Source organism: Chitinophaga eiseniae (assembly GCF_012641265.1).
Classification (GTDB): domain Bacteria; phylum Bacteroidota; class Bacteroidia; order Chitinophagales; family Chitinophagaceae; genus Chitinophaga; species Chitinophaga eiseniae_A.
The window spans coordinates 1,486,697-1,507,718 of sequence record NZ_JABAHZ010000002.1; the positions used below are offsets into that span (position 1 = coordinate 1,486,697).

At 46.3% G+C, this 21,022-nt stretch carries 16 protein-coding genes; 6 read left to right on the forward strand and 10 right to left on the reverse strand.

The annotated features are described in order from the left end of the window. Window positions 1–27 precede the first annotated feature (27 nt). Together HGH91_RS13755 and HGH91_RS13760 are read left to right on the forward strand one after the other, a co-directional pair. Window positions 28–3,369 (forward strand): SusC/RagA family TonB-linked outer membrane protein, encoded by a 3,342-nt coding sequence (locus HGH91_RS13755; RefSeq protein WP_211092284.1) that lies wholly within the window; start codon window positions 28–30, stop codon window positions 3,367–3,369. A 24-nt stretch (window positions 3,370–3,393) separates the two neighbouring features. Then, on the forward strand, window positions 3,394–4,956 hold the full coding sequence (locus HGH91_RS13760) for a SusD/RagB family nutrient-binding outer membrane lipoprotein (RefSeq protein WP_168738975.1): 1,563 nt from the start codon (window positions 3,394–3,396) through the stop codon (window positions 4,954–4,956). 465 nt (window positions 4,957–5,421) lie between these two features. Here the strand turns inward: HGH91_RS13760 and HGH91_RS13765 are convergent, their stop codons facing one another. The 9 genes from HGH91_RS13765 to HGH91_RS13805 form a co-directional block, all read right to left on the reverse strand. Continuing rightward, entirely contained in the window at window positions 5,422–5,895 is a 474-nt protein-coding gene (locus tag HGH91_RS13765; protein ID WP_145664379.1) for a ribonuclease H-like YkuK family protein, read from the reverse strand. 204 nt (window positions 5,896–6,099) lie between these two features. Beyond that, window positions 6,100–6,477 carry a CoA-binding protein gene (locus HGH91_RS13770; RefSeq protein WP_168738976.1) on the reverse strand — a complete coding sequence of 126 codons (378 nt, stop codon included), beginning with the start codon at window positions 6,475–6,477 and terminating at the stop codon, window positions 6,100–6,102. 18 nt (window positions 6,478–6,495) lie between these two features. After that, entirely contained in the window at window positions 6,496–7,443 is a 948-nt protein-coding gene (locus HGH91_RS13775) for a TIGR01777 family oxidoreductase (protein ID WP_168738977.1), read from the reverse strand. Between the two features lie 5 nt (window positions 7,444–7,448). Further along, window positions 7,449–7,841 carry a hypothetical protein gene (locus HGH91_RS13780; protein ID WP_168738978.1) on the reverse strand — a complete coding sequence of 131 codons (393 nt, stop codon included), beginning with the start codon at window positions 7,839–7,841 and terminating at the stop codon, window positions 7,449–7,451. Between the two features lie 61 nt (window positions 7,842–7,902). Continuing rightward, on the reverse strand, window positions 7,903–8,409 hold the full coding sequence (locus HGH91_RS13785) for a GbsR/MarR family transcriptional regulator (protein WP_145664385.1): 507 nt from the start codon (window positions 8,407–8,409) through the stop codon (window positions 7,903–7,905). Window positions 8,410–8,572: 163 nt separating this feature from the next. Next, on the reverse strand, window positions 8,573–10,201 hold the full coding sequence (locus tag HGH91_RS13790; RefSeq protein ID WP_168738979.1) for a pyruvate dehydrogenase complex dihydrolipoamide acetyltransferase: 1,629 nt from the start codon (window positions 10,199–10,201) through the stop codon (window positions 8,573–8,575). A 118-nt stretch (window positions 10,202–10,319) separates the two neighbouring features. Beyond that, complete coding sequence (locus tag HGH91_RS13795) at window positions 10,320–12,254, reverse strand: DNA polymerase III subunit gamma/tau (protein WP_168738980.1); 1,935 nt, start codon at window positions 12,252–12,254, stop codon at window positions 10,320–10,322. A gap of 88 nt (window positions 12,255–12,342) precedes the next feature. Further along, window positions 12,343–14,460: a M48 family metallopeptidase gene (locus HGH91_RS13800; RefSeq protein WP_168738981.1), complete on the reverse strand. Its 2,118-nt coding sequence runs from the start codon at window positions 14,458–14,460 to the stop codon at window positions 12,343–12,345. 280 nt (window positions 14,461–14,740) lie between these two features. Then, window positions 14,741–15,907 (reverse strand): hypothetical protein, encoded by a 1,167-nt coding sequence (locus HGH91_RS13805; RefSeq protein WP_168738982.1) that lies wholly within the window; start codon window positions 15,905–15,907, stop codon window positions 14,741–14,743. A 63-nt stretch (window positions 15,908–15,970) separates the two neighbouring features. On the opposite strand from HGH91_RS13805, the gene HGH91_RS13810 reads away from it, so the two are divergent. Further along, on the forward strand, window positions 15,971–16,591 hold the full coding sequence (locus tag HGH91_RS13810; RefSeq protein ID WP_168738983.1) for a hypothetical protein: 621 nt from the start codon (window positions 15,971–15,973) through the stop codon (window positions 16,589–16,591). Window positions 16,592–16,600: 9 nt separating this feature from the next. Continuing rightward, window positions 16,601–17,113 (forward strand): GNAT family N-acetyltransferase, encoded by a 513-nt coding sequence (locus HGH91_RS13815; RefSeq protein WP_168738984.1) that lies wholly within the window; start codon window positions 16,601–16,603, stop codon window positions 17,111–17,113. A 133-nt stretch (window positions 17,114–17,246) separates the two neighbouring features. Here HGH91_RS13815 and HGH91_RS13820 read toward each other — a convergent pair whose 3' ends face one another. Further along, window positions 17,247–19,025 (reverse strand): DUF6600 domain-containing protein, encoded by a 1,779-nt coding sequence (locus HGH91_RS13820; RefSeq protein WP_168738985.1) that lies wholly within the window; start codon window positions 19,023–19,025, stop codon window positions 17,247–17,249. A gap of 337 nt (window positions 19,026–19,362) precedes the next feature. Here HGH91_RS13820 and pnuC point away from each other — a divergent pair, with 337 nt between their 5' ends. Both pnuC and HGH91_RS13830 read left to right on the forward strand, forming a co-directional pair. Continuing rightward, window positions 19,363–20,013 carry a nicotinamide riboside transporter PnuC gene (pnuC, locus tag HGH91_RS13825; protein ID WP_168738986.1) on the forward strand — a complete coding sequence of 217 codons (651 nt, stop codon included), beginning with the start codon at window positions 19,363–19,365 and terminating at the stop codon, window positions 20,011–20,013. 12 nt (window positions 20,014–20,025) lie between these two features. Then, a complete protein-coding gene (locus HGH91_RS13830; protein ID WP_168738987.1) occupies window positions 20,026–20,895 on the forward strand; it encodes a DUF4349 domain-containing protein in 870 nt (289 codons plus the stop codon). Window positions 20,896–21,022: the final 127 nt, after the last annotated feature.

Genomic DNA, 21,022 nt, shown 5'->3' on the forward strand with positions numbered 1-21,022 from the left:
AGACAACCAAAATTAGTTATGAAAAGAATGCGTTCAATCAGTTACCCACTGATAATGGTGACTGCTATGTCGTGCTGCCTGCAATGGTCAACAGCACAGATAGCAAAAGCAGCTGTCCACGACACCACCCCGGCAACCCGGCCACTGATTACTGTAATCAATGAACTGGAAGCAAAATTCGATGTGCGCTTTAGCTACAATGCCACCCTGCTCAGGGATAAAAACGTTGTAATGCAGAGCATTAGCAGCTTTCAGGCCGATAATATTGAAGAAAGCCTGAATAAATATATAGCGCCACTCGGCCTTGTCTGCAAAAAAATAAATGGTAAACTATATGTCCTGAAAGCAGAAGTGGCCGGTGATACCAAAATAATCACTACCGATGTAGCAGACGTAATACAGCAACAGGTAACCAAAGGCACTGTAAGAGATTCGCTCGGCAATGCCTTACCCGGTGTAGCAGTACAAGTGAAGGGAAGCAGTAAAGGAGCCGTCACCGACAAAGAAGGTCGCTTTGCTATCGACAATGTAAAGGAGGGCGATGTACTGGTGTTTAGTCTCATGGGATATACGCCTAAAGAATATATCGTAAGAGGCTCCCAGGCCGTGAACATGGTACTCAACGACCAGGCCATCAACATCGACCAGGTAGTAGTAACGGCCCTCGGTATCAAACGCCAGGAGAAAGCCCTGGGATATGCGGTACAAAAAGTGAAAGGCGATGCTATCCAAACTGTAAAAGGCGTGGATATGGCTACCTCCCTCACCGGGCAGGTATCCGGCCTCGTTATTAAAAACTCTACTGAATTCTTCGCCAAACCAAAGGTGGAACTAAGGGGAGAAGATGCCCTGCTGGTAATAGATGGCGTGCCCTATGCCAACATGACCCTCCGAGATGTGCCCGCCGATGATATCGAAAGCCTCGATGTACTCAAAGGCCCCACTGCCTCTGCATTGTACGGCTCCCGCGCTACCGGCGGCGTACTCCTGATCACTACCAAAAAAGGATCCGGTACCGGGTTAACGGTGAATGTGAACAGTACCACCATGTTGCAAAGCGGCTTCCTGGCCATCCCTAAAACCCAGTCCTCTTATGGCCGCGGTCAGAACGGAAAAATTGATAACGACTATGTATGGGGACCCCGGCTCGACGCGGGTAATACCGCGAGGGACTGGAATCCACAAACCAAACAATTTGAGGACAACCGGCCATTGAATGCCATCGGTAAAAACAACCTGAAGAATTTCATGGAGCTGGGACTCATCACCAACAACAACATCAACGTGGCACAGAGCGGAAAGTACGGTAGCTTCCGCGCTTCCCTCAATCACATCTACAACAAAGGCCAGTTTCCCAACGCCAAAATGAATATGTACAACTTCACCCTCGGCGGTGAACTGAAGGCCACAGAAAAATTTACCCTCGAAGGCCACATGGGCGTAAGTAAACGCATGTCGCCACAAATCTGGGGCTCAGGTTATGGCAACCAGGGATATATTTACCAGCTCACCATGTGGACGGGCGCAGAATACGATATACGCCAGTACCGGGACTACTGGAAGGTGCCTAACAAAACCCAGAACTGGATGTATACCAACTGGTACGACAACCCCTACCTGATTGCCTACGAGAAACTCGATGCTATCCAGCAAAATACCACGAATGCGAGCCTCACAGGTAATTATAAATTTAACTCAGATCTCAGCCTCCTGGTGCGTATCGGCTATGATGTATACAGTAATAAAGAAACAAAAACCAACCCTACTGCCAACATTTATTCTACCCGCGGCGGATGGAATGCAAAAGGATTGTACAACATCAATAATACATGGGGATGGAGTATCAACAACGATGCGATATTGAGCTACAGCAAAAAACTGGGCGACTGGAACGTAGAAGGTATGGCCGGTGGAACAATCTACTACTTTGTAAATGAAGGGTTAATAGCTACCACCAAAAACGGGCTGGTATCACCTACCTATTTTTCACTGAACGGATCTGTAGAAGCACCAACGTTTAGCCCGTCTTACAAAAGCAAACAGGTAAACAGCTTATTTGGCCGGGCTGCCATTAGCTGGAGAAACATTGTGTTCCTGGACGCTACCGGGCGTAACGACTGGAACTCTACCCAGCCAAAAGCAAGCCGCTCCTATTTTTATCCCTCTATTGGTTCCAGCGTAGTGTTGTCTGAAATATTTAAGATGCCCGCCTTCACTGATATGTGGAAGATACGTGGTTCATGGGCTACCTTTAAAACGCCTGCCGATATTTATGATATCAACCGCCTGTATAGCACTACTACAGGCGCCTGGAACGGTGCCAACTCTGCCAGCTATTCCAGCAAATTACAGGGCGCCAGCATACTACCCAGCTCTTTCCGTACCTGGGAAATCGGTACCGCTGCCTACCTGTTTAAGAAACGCCTGAATGTAGACGTAGCCTACTTTAATAAATACTATTATAACCAACAGAAATTTGTCCCTGTTTCCAGCTCATCAGGATTCGACAACACCCTCATCAATACAGGTGAAACATACGTGAGAAAGGGGATAGAGGTAACCCTCAGTGGTACAGTCATCCAGAAAAAAGCCTTCCAATGGGTATCTACTGTTAACTGGTCAAACCAACACCGTTATTATGTAAACCTGGACGATGTATATTCTCCTAAAAAGCCATGGGTAAATAAAAACGCCCGCCTGGATGCATTCACCGATTACTATTGGCTGAGAGATCCGAATGGCAACATTATACATAGCAATGGTATGCCGGTGGAAAGCGATTACGAACAGGTGTTTGGCTATACGGATCCAAAATTCAGCTTCGGTTTTATCAATACTTTCCAGATCCGCCACTTCACCATAGGACTCAATATCGACGGGCGTATCGGCGGCCTGATGTACAACTATGTATACGATAAAATGTGGGACTCCGGTACCAACCCTGAATCTGATAACCAATACCGCTACGATGAAGTAGTAAATGGCTTAACCAATTATGTGGGTAAAGGCGTGAAAGTAGTGTCAGGTACGGTTGCCTACGACAACTTCGGCCATATCACCAGCGATACCCGTCAGTATGCAGAAAACGATACCAAAGTATCTTACCAGGATTATGCGCAGAATTTCAGGGGAGGAGACAGAGGCATCCAGAAGAAATCATTCGTTAAAATCCGTGAGCTGTCTGTAGGATACCGTTTCCCGGCAGCTACCCTGGCCAGAACTGGTATTAAGAATGCGTCTGTATCCTTAATTGCCCAGAACCTGTTCCTCTTTACCAAATTCAAATTCTCAGATCCCGATGTAGATGATGAAAACCTGAACTCGCCTTCACAGCGTATGATAGGTGTCAATTTTAAAGTAGGGTTCTAATCTTTTACTGTCAAAGCAATGCTCATGAAAAATTATTCACTGAAAAATATATTAGCAGTACCCCTGGGAGCAATAACGCTGCTGGCTGGCTGTTCCAAATTCGATAAAATCAATACTGATCCTAACCAAACTTCACAGGTAACTTCGGGCATGCTGGCTACGGGCATGATCCTGAACATTACCCGGAGCAGCATCAGTTCCACCAAGGGATTCATGCAGCCCTATCTGCTGGGCAAATACCTCACCTGGGGAGAAGGCCAGGAGAGTTTCCAATACAATAAATTCGGAAGAGCCAATTTCGATCGCCTCCTGCAACTGCGTAATATCCCGCCCATGCTCGCCTACGCAGAAGACGACGGGCTGAGAAAATCCTACAGTGGCCTGGGACATTTTATCAGGGCCTGGCAGTTTTTCCAAACCACCATGCAGGTAGGGGATATTCCTTATTCCCAGGCAGGGAAGGGCGAATCGTCCAATATTATTCAACCGGCTTATGATACGCAGAAAGAGGTGTTCCTGGGCATATTAAATGAACTGGATAGTGCCAATATCTTATTGGCACAGGGGAAGAAGTTTGCCGGCGATCCCATTTACGCGGGGGAAGTCGACAACTGGCGCCGGCTCGCTAATAGCTTCCAGTTGCATGTGCTCATGAACCTGTATAGGAAAACAAATGATCCGGATTTAAAGGTAATAGCGCGGTTTAACGACATCGTGGCCAACCGGCCGTTAATGCGCTCATACGCCGATAATTTTGCCCTTACCTATACAGCGGCCGCAGGTCAGAACTACCCCTGGTCAGACGTACCCGCCGGTTCTGGTAACTCCTTTGTAAAATCAAATTACACAATGCTTTCTGCTACGTTAATAGATCCGCTGAAAGCCATGAAGGACCGCCGTTTATTCTATTATGCCAAACCTTCCCCGGTAAAAATTGCCGCAGGTAAATTGATGACCGACTGGGATGCGTATGTGGGAGCAGAACCTTCCAACGCCTTCCCGGTGCTGCAAACCATGCGTGTGGGTAAAGACTATTCAGACCTGAACAACCGGTATGTAAACCTGGTGAATGCAGAGCCGGTAAGTCTTTTCAGTTACGCTGAATTGCAGTTTGTGCTGGCAGAAGCTGCGTTGCGCGGCTGGATTTCCACTGCCCCGGCACAAACCTACTATGCAGCTGGCATTACCAGCGCAATGAAATTTACTGCTGCTTATACGCCCGACCTGGAAGATTATCATCATAACATGAAAATAGATGATAATTATATCCAGACTTATATAACAACCGTAGCGCTGACAGGTAGTGGGGATACGCAACTTCAGCAGATTATCCTGCAAAAATACCTGGCCGGCTTCCTCCAGGGAAGTAATTATAATGCCTGGTATGAGCATAGACGCACTGGTTATCCTGTATTTATCCTGAATGCAACTACCAACCTGAATACCCCTACCACCCAGTTCCCGGTAAGGTGGTTATATCCGGCCAACGAGCTGAGTTTCAACAACGCCAATATGGATGCTGCTGTTCAGCGGCAGTTCGGTGGAAGTGATAATGTGAATAGCGTGATGTGGCTGCTGAAAGATTAATAAATGTGCTTTAAAACGCATAAAGGGCCCCGCGTTGTAACGCGGAGCCCTTTATGCGTTTTAAAGAGTATTTGCTTACTCTCTTTTATAAGTCAGTGTCATACCATCCACCATATCATCGGTGAATATGAGTGCTGGTGGTTTTGCTCTCCTCCGGATATACCACCTTCAGCCTTGATAAGCAACCATTTTCCTTTCACGCCTTCCGGCGACGTAGATTTTTTGTTGCAGGCTATGGCAAGAAGACATAGCAGTACGGGGAGGAAGTAATATTTATTTTTTATACAGGGAAATTGACGATAAATAATGGTTGATAGCAACTATTGGATCGTTTGTAAAGCGTGGAAAGGGGCGGAAATGTTACAGCTTTTGGGGAAGGATGTAAGCTGATAGGGGGAGAAAAAGCCACTTGACGTGGTAACACGTCATTCATCATATTTGAGAGAGGTACAAAAACAGGCTGCCTTAGTTCACTATCTTATTGGCGCAGCTGCTGCTGGCAAAGGCTTCCGGTTTTGCTTTAAAAGCGAAGCCCATACCCAGGATATAGCCCATTGCTTCCCGTAAAGCCAGGTTGCTTTTGAACTGAGGATTGGTATTGATATCAGCATGTACTTCCATGTCTACGTCATATTCTGTAAACAGGTCGCACAACTCATACGCAATTTCAATACTCTTGGCTACTTCCACCAGCATGCGTTCTTTGATAGAATAGCGGTCCTTTGTTTTTTCATTGTGGATAAACATAAATCCGCCGTGACCTTCTCTCAGGAAAACGATCACCGTAGCGAATTCTGTATCCAGTCCTTTTACCTGGGAATCAGTACCAATGCACACTTTCAGACGAAACCCCTTGGCAGTTTCGCGAACAATGGCTTGCCTTACTTCTTCCTTGACCGGAAGGTGGATAACCTCTCCATTAAATCTTCTCCATTGCATAAATGTATAGTTAAAGGGTGAACATGCAACTTGGGTAATGCTTATAATGCCTGCCTGATGAAGTAATGCCATGCGCTAATGGGGTCAAACAATATGGGATGCGTTCATTGGGGGGATAAAAGCAGTAGATACGAATATACGAAAAAGCTGTCAGCATTAACTAACAGCCGGTATTAAAAAAAGAAGAAGATTGGGGAGATGAAATTAAAATTGTCCGGTACTTAGTAAGACCAGTGTACACGCTTCCACAGGTTCTATCTGATGTTCCCTGGCAATGTCCGCCAGTTCTGCGTTTTCGGCGCCTGGGTTAAAAATAATGCGCCGGGGATGCAGCTGCAGGATATAATCATAATATTCCCGTTGAATGGTAGGATTCAGGTACAAAGTAACTGTATCTACCTGTTCCAGCGCCGGGTGGGCCGTAATAACCGGGATATCGCCTATCTGGGCAGCGCGGTTCCCGATAGCCACTACCGGGTGCCCCTTGGCAGTAAGCCGGTTAACCGCCATGTTACTATATCTTTCCGGGTTGGGCGAGGCGCCCAGTACTACCGTAAATTTTTTATCATTGTTGGTGTCCATACAGCTAATGTACGTATTTCAGTACAAGTGGTAAGCGCTCCGGGGCAAATGGGCCAGGATATCTTCACAGGCGGATTTTACCTCTGGAAAAGCAAATACAAATCCCTCCTGCAAAGCCCGGCTGGGTAGCACCCACCTGCTTTTGAGTAATAATTCCGTTTCCGTACCTATCAATGCTGCGCCTATTTTCAGCAAAGGAGCTGGCGCCGGTAATCCAAACGGGTGCGAAGCCGCTTCCCGCAATGTTTTCATAAATATCCGGTTGGTAACAGGAAAAGGCGCCGTACCGTTATACACGCCCTCACTATGATCATTTTCGTATAGCCACGCTATCATCCGGCATACATCGGTAATATGGATCCAGGTGTACATCTGCCTGCCGCTGCCCTGGTAGCCACCCAGCCCGAATTTTACCAGCCGGAGATAGGGCTGCATAACGCCGCCGTTTTCCCAGCCCAGGGTAATGCCTATACGAAGAACGATTTTTCGTGTATGCGGCAGCGTAATATCGTTAAACGCCTGTTCCCATTGTTTGCATACCTGTACGGAGAAATCATTCGCTATCTCCCCGTTAAATTCATCCATGGGCCGGTCCTCCGCGTGCCGGTAAATGGTAGCGCTGCTGGCATTGATCCATACGGCAGGAGGATTTTTTAGTGTCCGGATGGCCGCTCCCAGCGCCCGCGTAGCATTTACCCGGCTCTCCAGGATGATGCGTTTATTAGTGGTATTATACCGGCAGTTGACACTTTTTCCTGTGAGATTAATAAGCAGGTCGGCGTTTTCCAGTGCTTCACACCATGTGCCAGGGTTTTTAGCATCCCATTGCACATAACTGATACGGCCAGTTGCCGGGCGTACCCCTCGGGTAAGAATAATAATGTCATTATGTTTTCCAAAACAGGCGGCCAGGCTTTTACCAATGAAGCCAGTACCTGCCGCAATAACAATACGCTTATTTTCCATGATGTTTATTTTAGGGGTAGTTGCTCCGGCACAAATATTCTCCGGATGTTCAGAACAGTTATCAGGGTAATTAACAACGGCACTAGTACTTCGCCGGTGAGCAGGATAAAGAAGATAATGGCATAAAAGAAGCCGGGAAATGCGTCACAATTCATGCCCGCCACTGTTAACAGTAACAAGCAGCTATAGCCAATGAATGCCCAATGGAAAAAGTGCAGGACATAGTTGGTGGGCCATTTTTTTTCATGCACAATGCTGATAACGGCGCTCAATAGCTGCCAGGCAACGAGCGCATAAAGTACCGGCAGGAAAAGATCGGTATCTATGAAAAACAGGCATACCCCCACGGCATAAAGTAAGCCCTGAAGAGTACCATTTATAATAATGAAAGGTTTCATTTTTATTTTTTTTGTTAATTCGGAATTTTCAGAAAAAATTGAAATATTGCCACAAAAAAAATTACTTGATGAGTTTCAACAAGCTGCTGTAGAACCAGCTTTCTTCCGATTTGATAAACGCGCTAATGGTTTTATCGGTTTGCTGGGCAAACTTGGTAATATTGGAGATAGAGTCTTTGAAGGCTTTCATTTCCTTGTCTTTGGGGTCGCCTTCGGCCTGCTGCAGCTGTTGCAGCACTTTCATGATGGGATCCAGCTCGCGTTTCTTTCTTTCGCGGGCAATATAAGTGGCCACTTTCCAGATGTCTTTTTCTGCTACAAAATACTCCTTCCTTTCACCGGGAATAAGGATGCGCTCTACCAGGCCCCAGTTAATCAGCTCCCGGACGTTCATATTGGTATTACCCCTGGAAATATTGAGTTGCTCCATGATATCGTCTGCACTCAACGGATCCGGCATAATCAGTAATAACGCGTGAATCTGCGCCATGGTGCGGTTAATGCCCCATTGTGCGCCTAAAGACCCCCAGGTTTGAATAAACTGCGCTTTTGCTTCCGGTAAGTTCATGAAGGTGTTGTTTTTATAGCGGTTGACAATTTATAAAGCCAAATGTATGTCATGTTTTTGAACTTTCAAAAGATATTGAAACATTTTTACGCGCCAATGACGGGCGAAGGAATAAAAAAGGCGGAGCACATGCTCCGCCTTCCTGTATAGCTTATTATTTCGATTATACCAGCATCGTTACCGGGTTTTCCAGGAAACCTTTCAGGGTAGCCAGGAAACGGGCGCCCACGGCTCCATCCACACTTCTGTGGTCGCAGCTCATGGTCAGCTTCATGATATTGGCAGTTTTGATCTGTCCTTTTTCCACAACAGCAGTTTCCTTGATACCACCTACTGCCAGGATCGCTGAATCCGGCGGATTGATGATCGCAGTGAATTCGTCGATACCCAGCATACCCAGGTTGGAGATGCTGAAAGTATTACCACTGAATTCCTGTGGTTGTAATTTTTTGTTCTTGGCTTTGTCGTACAGGCTCTTTGCCTCGGTAGCAATCTGGCTCAGTGTTTTCTGATCAGCAAAGCGGATTACCGGAACAATCAGACCATCTTCAATCGCTACGGCAGAACCGATGTGAATATGCTGGTTCTGACGGATATAATCACCCATCCAGCTGCTGTTTACATCCGGATGCTGACGCAGTGCCATGGCAGATGCCTTGATCACCATGTCATTGAAGGAAATCTTAACAGGGGAAATTTCGTTGATCGCTTTACGCGCGTCCATGGCTTTATCCATGTTTACGTCTATCTTCAGATAGAAGTGAGGAGCGCTGAACTTGCTCTCGCTGAGGCGTCTGGCAATTACCTGGCGCATTTTGGTCAGCGGAACATCGGTGAAACCTTCCTGGCCGGCAGGTACAAAGGCCGGAGCTGCAGGGGCAGCAGTAGCTTGGGCTGCAGGAGCCGCTTTCGCCGCAGGAACAAAGTTATCCACATCTTTTTTTACAATACGGCCACCATCACCGCTACCAGGTACCTGGTTGATATCGATACCTTTTTCCTCTGCCAGCTTTTTAGCCAGTGGAGAAGCTTTCACACGACCGTCGGTATTATTGGCAGCAACGACAGGAGCAGCCTGTGGTGCAGGTGTCGCGGTGGTACCATTCTGGGCAGCGGGAGCAGCAGCGGCAACCGGAGCGCCACTTTCAGCCGCCAGGATCGCATCCACATTGGTTCCAGCCTTGCCTACAATGGCGATAATGCCGTTAACTTTGGCAGCATCCCCTTCTTTAACACCAATATATAATAAAGTACCGTCGGCATAACCGATAACTTCCATGGTAGCCTTGTCGGTTTCCACTTCTGCCAGTACATCATCACTTTTTACTACATCGCCTACTTTCTTGTTCCAGGCAACTATTTTACCTTCTGTCATGGTATCGCTCAACAGCGGCATACGGATAACAGTGGCATTTTTCAGTGCTTCTTTCAACGCAGCATCATCAGCTGGTGCAGCAGCAGCGGGAGCAGCCTGTGGTGCAGGTGCCGCGGCAGCCGGCGCAGGAGCAGCAGTCGCTTCTTTTTTATCCTCCAGCAGAGAACTATAGTCTTCTCCCGGTTTACCTACAATAGCAATAATTCCGTTAACTTTAGCTGCCTTCCCTTTCTCTACACCAATGTACAGGAGGGTTCCTTCTACATAACCCATCACCTCCATCGTTGCTTTATCCGTTTCCACTTCAGCTATAACATCGTCTGCCTTTACTGTATCGCCCACCTTTTTATGCCATTCCGCAATCACCCCTTCCGTCATCGTATCACTCAAAAGGGGCATTCTGATAACTTCTGCCATAGTGTTTTATTCAAAATTTTGTTCAAACCTACATGTTTTTGCGCAAAAACGCAAAGAAGGAAGTGTAAACTGTTTAAAAATGTCTATCTATCGTTAATATTTAATTATATGCATTTGCCTAGAAATCCAGCTCCATATTAAGTCTGTCTTTTAGCTCTTTTACAATCGGGTATTTTTCAGCCATCTGCTGAAATTGCTCCCGGCTGGAAAGCGGAGCCGGACCAATATCCTGTACCTGCTGGCTCTCGTCCAGCTGCAGGGTAAGCACAATGGCCGGGTTGTTAAATTTCTTTTTCAGGAATTCCGCGATCACCAGCTTCTCCTCTTCCATAAACCTGAACTGCACGATATTCCGGCTTACAATCCCTACTTCCGCAGTACCCAGCAACTTGAGCTGGGCCAGGACCAGGTTACTTACCACCGTCATTTTATTGGCCTGGCGGTATTGATCAATAAATTCTTCCCAGTATACATGGATAGCCCCCATGGTCAATGGGGTAGACTGTACCTGCGTATTCCCCTGTTGTTTGGCTGCCATCGCCTCTTTCATTGCTGCCAGTCCTGTTAATTTACTGGAGGCCGCTGCTGGTGCAGTATTTTCAACCGGTTTAGCCACTGGGGCTGCTACGGGAGGTGTAGTTACGGGTGTGGTTGCCACAGGAGCAGCTGTTGCGATCGGCGTCGCTACCGGGGTAGGTGTGGGAGCCGGCGAAGGAGTAGGTATAGCCGTAGGCGCTGCTGCGGATGGAGCCGGGTTAACCGGTGTCGGTATAGCCACTGGTGGAGCCGTTGTCACAGGCGCCGCCGGGATACTCGCTACGGTAGCCGGTTTTTCCGTTACTGTTTTGGCAGTGACCGGCTGGGCGCCAGGCGCCCGCAATTTCTGCGGCGCAGTACCATCAGGGACTAGTTTTTTTTTTGCTACCTCTCCGGTAGCATCGTCGCTCACCAGGGTAACGGCCTGCTGCAGGTAACACAGCTTAATCAATGCCATTTCCACATGTAAACGCTTATTACGCGCCATCCGGTAGTTGATCTCCGTATCGTTGAGCAGGTGCAGCGCAGTAATCAGGTAAGCGGGACTCAGTTGACCGGAAAGCTGTTTATAACGGTCTTTCAGGTTGCCGGATACTTCCACCAGGTGAAGTGCCTTTTCATCTTTGCAGAGCAGCAGGTTGCGTAAAAATTCTGCCCACCCGTTCAGGAAATTATCTCCCTCAAATCCTTTCTGCAAAATTTCATCATATATTAATAAGGCATTGGCAATATCCTGTTGTAAAACAGCGCCCATTACCCGGAAAAAATAATCGTAGTCCAGTATATTCAGGTGCTCCAGCGTATTCTGGTAAGTCAGATGCCCGCTGGTGAAGCTCACAATCTTATCCAACGTACTCAATGAGTCACGCATACAGCCGTCCGTTTTCTGCGCTACTAAATGCAGGGCATCGGTATCTGCCTGGATATGCTCTTTGGTACAGATCTCCTGCAGGTGGTCTACGGTATCCTGTATGGTAATACGCTTGAAATCGAAGATCTGGCATCGGCTCAGGATCGTAGGGAGGATCTTGTGCTTTTCGGTGGTTGCCAGGATAAATATAGCATAGGAAGGCGGCTCCTCCAGCGTTTTCAGGAACGCATTGAATGCGGAGGAACTGAGCATGTGTACCTCATCTATGATATAGATCTTGTATTTCCCGGCCTGCGGCGCAAAACGTACCTGCTCTACCAGTGTACGGATATCGTCTACCGAGTTGTTGGAAGCAGCATCCAGCTCGTGGATATTGAAGGAACTCCCTTCGTTGAACGACTTACAGGAATGACATTCGTTACAGGCTTCTCCATCCGGCTGCAGGTTTTCGCAGTTAATAGTCTTCGCCAGGATACGCGCACAGGTAGTTTTCCCAACTCCCCTGGGTCCGCAAAACAAGAAGGCGTGCGCCAGCTGATTATTGCGAATGGCATTTTTGAGTGTGGTGGTAATATGTGCTTGTCCTACAACAGTTGAAAAGTTCTGTGGACGGTACTTACGGGCTGAAACGATAAAATTCTCCATATGACTGCTACGCGTTCGCGAGCGCCGAAAATACGCACAAATTCAGTAAGAGAAAAATGCACAGCAGCAACGGCGCTTCCAGGGCAACCTATTCCCCCGGTATTAAAGTTAAAATGAATTCCAAATATGACTTTTTTAATAATATGATTCCGTTGTTATAATACTCCATCATCTCGGAACTTACTTCGTGCAACTCCTGCATGGCAGCATAATCGGGAATCATATCTTCTATAAAGTTACAGTCCTGCTGCCGGAGCTTCCTGAGCTTTTCCTCCATACCTTCCGGGAATGTGCTATACAACGCCGATTGACGGATGTTTTCCGTCAGGAGCCGGAAACTCCAGCATTCGGCCGACAATTCCTGGTAGAGAGGGGGAAGTGAGGCCAGGTCCTGCTCCTGGCTGTTAAACAACTGGCTGATGCAATGTATAATACGGAATACCTGGTCATTTAATTGATGACCCATCTGTTGATAACCCAGTACTTCCCGGTATTTTTCGAGCAAAAGAGCCGCCACTTCCGGGCCTTTTTGCAGTGCAGTACTATAATGATAACGGAAGGCAAGCTGGTCGTGGCTTTTCAGCCATTCAGCTTCTGCGTACACTTGCGCGGTAAGCATACGGGCCAGTTGCCGGGCCCTGGCAGTACTGTATTTCTGTCCGTCGAACTCAAAGTAACGGGTCTGAAACTGACCGGTACTGATGGCCTGCAAGGTTTCCGCATCCTGCCGGTCCCGGTAAAATGCCCGCATCCTGGCAATAATATCCGGATGGTATATATCTCCAAGATGTGTCTGCGCCATCTCTTCCCGGGATAATAAGATAGTGTCGTCTACTGCTATATCGTTAAATGGCCGGTTATCGTAATACTCGTTAAATGCTTTGGGATATTCGTATAGCCGGTGGTGTTGTGACAGCTCCGCAATATAGGCGGCAGGTGTAACCAGGTCAAATGTATCGGTTGGCATAGGCACGGTTTGATGATACAATTGCCCCGTCATCTGCTCCTGCAGCGCTTCCGGCTCATCAAATAAAGCCCAGGCGCTATGCCCCGTTGGCTTACAGGATATGGCGGCCTGTACATAATGCGCCTCCCGGGCTTCCCGCGAAAGGTGGGAGGTCCATTGTTCACGCAACTGTACCCGGCTTTTCAGAAACGATTGAAAGTAATGATCAGTAATAACAGGCAGCCCGGCAGGGTCCAGCGCCAACTGATGCTGTTGGCTGTAATAACAAAGCAATGCCCGCTGTACGGAGAAAATATTGGAAAAACGTACGCCCTTCTCCGCCAATTCCGGGAGTTTATGAAAACAATGATCCAGGCAATAGCTGCCCATTTCTACCCGGCGTAAACTGCTGATAGCAGTGGCCGTGCTGGTGAGGCTCACAGCTACCTGGTCGGCATAAAATTCCATTTCCCGGCTCAACTCCAGGTAGCGGCGGTTAATCAATGCATATATTTTCCGCAATACAAACTGCATCGCCGTTAATAACCGCGTGGTGATATGTGCGAAAAAACTCAGTAAACTACTGCCGTTACTCCAGCGCATGGCTATTTCATCCCACTGCTCATTTTCATAAAGCATCGTATACAAGCGCTTATTCAGTGCATAAATATAGCTGCCCAGCTTCAGGCTTCTCTGGGAAAAATGGGCAAATTCATGCGCCAGCAACATTTTAAATTCACTGATATTCACACTATTGATCAACCCCAAACCAATCTCCAGGTTTTTCGGAGCGGGCCAGAGTAAACTGAATAAATTGGAATCATAGAATACTGTTGTATTCATATCCGGCACCACAAATATTTTTTTCGGAAAATGAATACGCGTATCCTTTACCAGCTGCGCAATGAAGTCGAATAACCGGGGATGATGAGCTGCAAAAATCTGTGTACGGTAAGGATTTACCGCCTGCCGTTTGTTGAAAAGAAATTTAATGAGAAAAAATAATACCATTCCCCCCAGCAACATAAGACCGGGTCCTATGATGCCTGTAAGCCAGCCAGGACGATGGCGGAATAACATCACCCCTCCTGATATACAACCAACAGCCAGGGCTACGGCTGCCAACAATAAGACCACGTAAAGTATAAAAAACAGAACAACGTAGCTGATGGCTTTCATTATCTGTTGCCTAAACAATAATGTGGGTTCAATGAGCGCCAGATCCGCGTTTTCCGGACACTCAGGATATAAGTTGGTCATAACGAAATGTCAGGTTAGACCCTAAAAGGGATTTAAATGTATCGAATATTCATAAACTTATGGGTGTTTCATCAGCTACCAGCTATCAGGGCGGCTAAGCGAAATCCACTACTGTATTGACTAATAGTAGGTTGGTTAATTATATATTTTTGGTAATAATATATCAGATGTAATATATTTGGTTGATCTATAGCCACAAAAGGATACAAAAATGTATGGAATGCACGAGGTGGGCATAATAAAAGGATGCAGGAGCATACTCCTGCATCCCGAAAATATTTTATCCAACTATCGGATGCCGGTGAAACGGCTTGCTCCGGTCAAATAAGTAACGGTAAGTGGTCAATTGCCGGGAAGGGGCTGCGCCCAGGCTTTCCGCCACATTCTGCATTTTGGGATTAAAGTCGCCTATCCACTGCATTTCATAATCCACATATTTGACGGCGCCGCTCTGAATTAATTTGGCCCCCTCCACAATAGTAAACGCATCCACGCCCTTGCCCTGGAATTCCGGTACCACCCCGAAAATAATCCCGGTCATTTTTTTACAATACCCCATCTGTTTCAAGTACAGGAATTTGAGCTTCTGTAACAGACCGAATTTCCCGCTCATATGTTTAATGTACTGGTTGAGGTCGGGGAGGTTAAGCCAGATCGCAATGGGCTCCTCCTGATGGTATACAAACCAGGCGATTTTTTCATCCAGCAATGGCTTCATCTGCTTGAAAAGCGCAATCGCCTGCGCCTTGCCCATATCTTTGCCTCCACCATGTTTGGCCCAGGCTTTATTATATACTGTACAGAAATCTTCCGCAAACTTCCGCAAATCGTTTTTTCTGAGATGTATCGCCTTAAACGCCGGATCAGCAGCAATGGCGGCATGGCGATCGTAAAACTTGGGCTGCAGGGTATCCGCTACTTTCATCCCATAGCAAATCTGGTGGAAAAATACCTGGAATCCATATTGCTCGAAGAGACGAACGTAATAAGGAGGGTTAAAGTTCATGGCATACAGCGGCTCATGGTAGCCTTCCGTGAGTAATCCCCACCAGTTGTTGCGTTCTCCAAAGTTGATAGGACCATCCATGGCCTCCATGCCGCGCTCCTGCAGCCATTGTTTGCCGGTGTCAAAAAGCAGGTTAGCTGCCTCCTGGTTATCAATACAGTCGAAGAACCCGATACCACCTACCGGGCATTCATCTCCCTTATTCTTATATTTTTTACTGACAAATGCGGCCATCCTGCCAATTAACTGACCATTGCCATCTTTTAAAATCCATCTCACACATTCCCCGTGACGAAAAGCTTTGTTATGTTCCCGGTCAAATACCGAGTTGATATCCTTATCCAGCGGCCTTATCCATCCTTCCACATCTTTATTCAATAATACATGTACTTCCAGAAATTGCCGGGCTGTCTGTTCATTGTTTACAATAATCAGTTGCATTGTGACCATTTGTACAAATGTAATAAAAACTCAGTTGGCACTATTTTTTCTCTCGCCTTAGGGATGAAAAAAGCTTATATCTATCCCGTTATTATACTGCTGTTAGTCGTCATATTCGGCCTGGGCTACTGCCAGCAACAGCGGCATGTACGTAAAGTATTATCTGAAAACCAACGGTTATGGAATGAAAACCGTGACCTCCGGCAAAGCCTGGCCCAGGCTGGCGCCGTGAGCCAGCAAATCAACAGTCACCAGGAGCTGCAACAACGGGTAGGCGGACAATTTATCGAGCGCCGTGCCTACTACCGCCGCAACTGGCAGCAATTTATCGCTGCAACGGCAGGCGACTACCATACCGGCTTTCTGGGAGGCATCAAAAACCTGACAATTACGGTACGTAATCAAACAGAGTATCCCCTCGACAATGTGGTGGTAAAAGTGCTGTACATGCGCAATAACAATGAAATCTTCAAAACAGAGCAGTATACCATTAATAACATTTCCGAAAAAAGCAGCCGTAGTATCACTGCTTCCAATAGCCGCAAAGGAAGTAAGGTAGAAGTGAAACTGGTGAGCATTACCAGTCAGCCGATGAACTTTTGCTGGGCGGCAGATAAGCCCGTTCCTGCCGGTGACCCCGATCCATTTGAATGTGTGCCCGCTGCAAAGAAGGATAATCATTAACTTCGCGGCATGATCCAGCTTACCCCCATTGCCATGGCCGATGATGCCATGAAAGACCTTTACAATGAAGCATTTCCACTGGAAGAAAGAAGACCCTGGCCCCTGGAGGAACAACTAATCGCTGCAGGCCGTCTCCGGATATTGCGCATAACCAGCAATGCCGCTTTTGCCGGCTTCGTATTTTACTGGCAACTCCCCGATTTTTACTTTATAGAACATTTTGCTATCCACCCCAGCGCCAGGGGAGGTGGCGCCGGTACGCAGGTAATGCAGTTGCTCGAAAAACAATTACAAGTAATTGTACTTGAAGTAGAACCTCCGGTAACGGCACAGGCTATACGTAGAATTAATTTTTACGAACGGCTGGGCTATCAGACGTTCCCGGATCATTACCAGCAACCAGCTTACTATCCGCAATTTCCGCCACTGGAACTCTGTATCATGCATAAAGGGCTCTCCCCCGAAACAATGAGTTTTAGCAAGATAAAATCACAGCTATATCAATACGTATATAACCAGTAACAAAAAGTCCGATGCTTATAGGGCACAAAAAAAGACCGCCTCATAAACAGAGACGGTCTTTTATCAGGTAACGTCAACGGACGATGTATATTTGGCAAGTATTATGACTTTTTCATTTCGCTCAGCTGCAACCTTATCCTACACGTGAAGGCCTGTCGCCTTGCTGTTGTTGCTGTCTTGGCTGTTGCTCCTGCTGACGTTGTTGTTGCTGCTGCTGTTGCTGTTGTTCTCTTTGCACACGCTGTTGTTCCTGCTGTTGCTGTTGTCTTATTCTTTCCTGTTGCTGCTCCTGCTGACGTTGTTGCTGTTGCTGTTGTTGCTGTTGTTCCCTTTGCACACGCTGTTGTTCCTGCTGTTGCTGTTGCTGCTGTTGTCTTATTCTTTCCTGTTGTTGCTCCTGCTGACGTTGTTGTTGCTGCTGTTGCTGTTGTTCCCTTTGTACGCGCTGTTGTTCCTGTTGCTGCTGTTGTTGTATACGTTGTTGATCCTGTATCTGGCGAACACGGTCCTGTTGTTGCTGTTGCTGTATTCTTTGTTGTTCTTGTTGCTGTTGTTGTATACGTTGTTGCTGTTGTATCTGTTGTAAACGCTGTTGTTCCTGTTGCTGCTGTTGTTGTTGCTGTTGTTGTTGCTGCTGTTGGTCGAATCCCCTGGAAGGCCTGTTATAGTTACCGCCTGGCGTATTGTTGCCTGCAGGAATGTTACCGTTATCACTGTTGCCAGGTCTTACCCGACCAGGAAAATTGTTGTTGGGAACATTGCCAGTATTGTTATTCGGAATATTACCGTTATCACTGCTACCTGGCCTTACCCGTCCGGGGAAGTTGTTGTTATTGTTGCTGTTATTGGGAATATTACCGTTATTGTTATTGGGAATATTGCTATTGTCACCGGGTCTTACTCTACCCGGGAAATTGTTGTTAGGAACGTTCCCATTATTATTGTTGCCGTTATTACCGGAATTGATACGTCCGGGTGTATTGCCATTGTTATTGGAAATGTTACCGTTGTTGTTATTACCACGATTCGGACGGTTGTAGTCAAGTTGCTGTACTGGTCTTGAACGGTCCGCAGTCTGTCCTCTCTGGATAGCTGCAGCATCCGGACGATAAATACGCAACTGGTTGCTTTCCACCCTGCCTGTTCCCGGTCTGCCACTGTTTTCCACTCTTAAAGGCCTGATCTGCTGGCCGGAATAACGTTGTACGTCGTTGGCACTGGGTCCTGCGTATACGCGGTATCCGCCATAATTACTGGTATTGTTGATAATGGTGGTATTGTTGATAATAGTTACGTTCCGGCTATTATCTACATAGTAGTTATTAATACGTGAACTACCGATATATTGTCTGGGTACAAAGGCCCAGCAATTGCTCGGAGGATTATAGGAATATTGCGGTCCCATAGGCGCCCAGCCATAATAATCACCACCACTTCTCCAGTTTACCCAGGCTGGTCCCCAGTCATTACCGGGTACCCACATCCATCCCTGGTAGTCGTCATATAACCAACGGCCATAGTGGAAGGCAGCCCATCCCCAGGAATAGTCAGACATCCAGGTCCAGCCATAGTCGGTATAAACCCAGTGTCCATTTGTATAGTATGGTCTGAAATCCCGGCCTGCATTAGGTATCCATACCCGGTCGTAACCCGGATAACTGGCCCAGGTTCCATAAGGGCTCAATTCATCGTAAAATGAAATAGAGGCATTTACCTGTACCTGCGGACCGGAAGGATAAGACGTATTGTATTGATCGTATTGATTGTACTGACCGCCCTGTTGATCATATTGATTGTATTGACCACCCTGGTCATACTGGCTTCCGTAAGGAGCATAAGTAGTAGCACAGCTGCTTACGAAGAAAGATATAGTTAAGAGAAGTATCCCTGTATGTTTAATTACCCTGTTCATAACTCCCTGTTTTATTAGTCCCGATTTTTATTGTCCCAGACTTCTGAAGATGTCATGAATGTTGTTGTGTGTATAGTTACTTTATAATATCAACAGCATTTTTTGATGATGAATTTAATAATGTATCGAAGACCTGATGATTTAAATTGTTAAAGAATGGTGTTAAAGTTTTTATAACGCTTTTGCTGCAGTTTGGGCGTTTATATATACTATGTCAAAAATGATTCCAATTTAATAAACGCTTGTAACTGTTTGTATTTCAATATAAAATACCGTGGTGATACGAATAATAAAACATTACTGTAATATTGCAGCAGTTCGTTATAATTTTGGCCCAATGTCTTCATTTTTTAGCATTCAGCATATCTTTTTTACTGCACTGGGATATTCGGTCAGTTATGTGGAATTTATAGGTACGTTAACCGGTTTGTGGTGCGTGTGGCTGGCCGCCCGGGATCATATTTTAACCTGGCCGGTAGGACTGGTCAATGTAAGTTGCTTTTTTATACTTTTCTGGCAATTGCAGTTGTATGCAGATATGTTTTTACAGATCTACTTTTTTGCTACAGGCGTGTATGGGTGGATGTTCTGGTACAGGAAGCAGCCGGAAAATGAGCCGGTGTATGCGTTGCAGCCCCGGCAGCGTTGGGGACTGGGACTAGCGGCATTGGTACTTTCCGCGATCACAGGTTATATCATTAGTCGCCTGCATGTGTGGTGGCCGGGTATATTTGAGCATCCGGCAGCTTATCCTTATACCGACTCGCTGGTGGCGGTATTGAGTGTAATGGCCAATATCCTGCTGGCGAAAAGAATCTGGGAAAACTGGTTGCTCTGGGTAATGGTAGATGTAGTAGCTACCGTTATTTATTTTATGAAAGACGTAAAGTTCCTGGGAATCGAGTACTTTATTTTATTGATTATCGCGACCATGGGCCTTTTAAAATGGTTGAAAACGTATAAGCAACAATCCATTGTTACCAAATAAACACCAATACCTATGTTCTCAAAATCTTACCGGCGTATAGCCGTTGTATTTATACTCGTTTTTATAGCGATGTATGTGTTCCGGATTATTTACGGCTATTGTTACAAAGGCCGGCAATATGATGAATCGGGCGGCAATAGTTTTTTATCCGGTGTTGTAAAGCACCGTAAAAACTATGCCTCTGAGAAAATAAAATCGTTTGGCCCTGCCAATGCAGCCCCTGCCAGTATAGCAGGTAACCAGAAGTATGAGAAAGTAGCCAACGTACGGTCTAAATCCACCCATTTTACGGAAGATGAGAAACAGCTGCACAGCACTATTAAAAAATTTGATGCAATCATCCAGTACCAACAGGAGTCGGGCAATAAAGGAGCAAGGGAAATACAAATGCTGATAGGTGTTTCGCCAGAAAAGTTCGACTCATTTTACCTGGCCACGCAGGGAATTGGCGTGATTAAATCTACCGAAATTACTAAAACCGATAAAACCAACGAATACCGCAAATTGAATGCTACCAAGGTTTCCCTGGAAAAATCACTGGCTTCTTTCAACGATCTGAAAGCTAAAGAGGGAAAGATTGAAGACTTTATTGCGTTACATAACAAGATTTACGAGGTGGAAACGGAATTGCAGGGACTGGGCGTAGAGCTGGGTAATTTTGATACGGAGAATGAATTTTGTACAGTGCAGTTTTCCATGTACGAAGGAGCGGCGGAGAAGCCGATCAGTTTTGTAACCCGTTTGAAAGTGGCCCTGGAATGGACAATAAAGTACTATGGAGTATTAGTGGCGGGTGTATTCTTTGCAGCGGCAGCTGCATGGGTAATATTGAAATTGATAGTATTGACAAACACTTTTATCGCTTCACAGAAGAAAGTATAAAAAAGAGGGCGTCTCAAAAATAATTGAGGCGCTCTTTTAGTTTTTAGGCACAACTAAGCTCATTATGAGATAATTTATTCCAAAATGCAATTTTTGATGCAGTATTAATTGTTGGATTGTTGTATAA

What these genes read in the sequence shown, in the direction of transcription:
- HGH91_RS13755 (WP_211092284.1), top strand. Translation starts at nt 28, where the DNA reads ATGCGTTCAATCAGTTACCCACTGATAATGGTGACTGCTATGTCGTGC.
- HGH91_RS13760 (WP_168738975.1), top strand. Translation starts at nt 3,394, where the DNA reads ATGAAAAATTATTCACTGAAAAATATATTAGCAGTACCCCTGGGAGCA.
- HGH91_RS13765 (WP_145664379.1), bottom strand. Translation starts at nt 5,895, where the DNA reads ATGCAATGGAGAAGATTTAATGGAGAGGTTATCCACCTTCCGGTCAAG.
- HGH91_RS13770 (WP_168738976.1), bottom strand. Translation starts at nt 6,477, where the DNA reads ATGGACACCAACAATGATAAAAAATTTACGGTAGTACTGGGCGCCTCG.
- HGH91_RS13775 (WP_168738977.1), bottom strand. Translation starts at nt 7,443, where the DNA reads ATGGAAAATAAGCGTATTGTTATTGCGGCAGGTACTGGCTTCATTGGT.
- HGH91_RS13780 (WP_168738978.1), bottom strand. Translation starts at nt 7,841, where the DNA reads ATGAAACCTTTCATTATTATAAATGGTACTCTTCAGGGCTTACTTTAT.
- HGH91_RS13785 (WP_145664385.1), bottom strand. Translation starts at nt 8,409, where the DNA reads ATGAACTTACCGGAAGCAAAAGCGCAGTTTATTCAAACCTGGGGGTCT.
- HGH91_RS13790 (WP_168738979.1), bottom strand. Translation starts at nt 10,201, where the DNA reads ATGGCAGAAGTTATCAGAATGCCCCTTTTGAGTGATACGATGACGGAA.
- HGH91_RS13795 (WP_168738980.1), bottom strand. Translation starts at nt 12,254, where the DNA reads ATGGAGAATTTTATCGTTTCAGCCCGTAAGTACCGTCCACAGAACTTT.
- HGH91_RS13800 (WP_168738981.1), bottom strand. Translation starts at nt 14,460, where the DNA reads ATGACCAACTTATATCCTGAGTGTCCGGAAAACGCGGATCTGGCGCTC.
- HGH91_RS13805 (WP_168738982.1), bottom strand. Translation starts at nt 15,907, where the DNA reads ATGCAACTGATTATTGTAAACAATGAACAGACAGCCCGGCAATTTCTG.
- HGH91_RS13810 (WP_168738983.1), top strand. Translation starts at nt 15,971, where the DNA reads ATGAAAAAAGCTTATATCTATCCCGTTATTATACTGCTGTTAGTCGTC.
- HGH91_RS13815 (WP_168738984.1), top strand. Translation starts at nt 16,601, where the DNA reads ATGATCCAGCTTACCCCCATTGCCATGGCCGATGATGCCATGAAAGAC.
- HGH91_RS13820 (WP_168738985.1), bottom strand. Translation starts at nt 19,025, where the DNA reads ATGAACAGGGTAATTAAACATACAGGGATACTTCTCTTAACTATATCT.
- pnuC (WP_168738986.1), top strand. Translation starts at nt 19,363, where the DNA reads ATGTCTTCATTTTTTAGCATTCAGCATATCTTTTTTACTGCACTGGGA.
- HGH91_RS13830 (WP_168738987.1), top strand. Translation starts at nt 20,026, where the DNA reads ATGTTCTCAAAATCTTACCGGCGTATAGCCGTTGTATTTATACTCGTT.